Source organism: Ligilactobacillus sp. UO.C109 (assembly GCF_026847815.1).
Classification (GTDB): domain Bacteria; phylum Bacillota; class Bacilli; order Lactobacillales; family Lactobacillaceae; genus Ligilactobacillus; species Ligilactobacillus salivarius.
Map to the genome: position 1 here is coordinate 1 of NZ_JAPSFH010000050.1, position 358 is coordinate 358.

The following is a 358-nucleotide window of genomic DNA, read 5'->3' on the forward strand; positions in this document are numbered from 1 at the left end:
GTTCCTGTTTATAATGTCGAAGAATACTTGAGACAATGTCTAAATTCAATTATGGAACAAACATTTACTGATTTTGAAGTAATTATGGTAGATGATGGTTCGACTGATAATTCCTTTAGTATTTGCCAAGAATATGTAGCTAAAGATAATCGTTTTAAGTTAATTCATCAAGAAAATAAAGGAGTGAAAGCTTAAGTACATCAAGTTCGTTGAGTGAATCCTTGAGTACAAGCTCCTCACTAAGTGAAAGCCTAAGCACATCAAGTTCATTAAGTGAATCCTTGAGTACAAGTTCATCCTTGAGTGAAAGCTTAAGTACATCAAGCAGCTTGAGTGAATCCTTGAGTACAAGTTCATC

At 33.8% G+C, this 358-nt stretch carries 1 protein-coding gene and 1 pseudogene; one reads left to right on the plus strand and one right to left on the minus strand.

Annotation, left to right across the window (positions count from 1 at the left end; all coding sequences use genetic code 11):
- Nucleotides 1-186, plus strand: a pseudogene (locus OZJ21_RS09690) (glycosyltransferase family 2 protein); the annotation flags it as partial.
- Here the strand turns inward: OZJ21_RS09690 and OZJ21_RS09695 are convergent.
- Nucleotides 155-358: hypothetical protein (locus tag OZJ21_RS09695; RefSeq protein ID WP_442916320.1), on the minus strand; the 204-nt coding region annotated here is incomplete at its 5' end. The pseudogene OZJ21_RS09690 and the gene OZJ21_RS09695 overlap by 32 nt on opposite strands.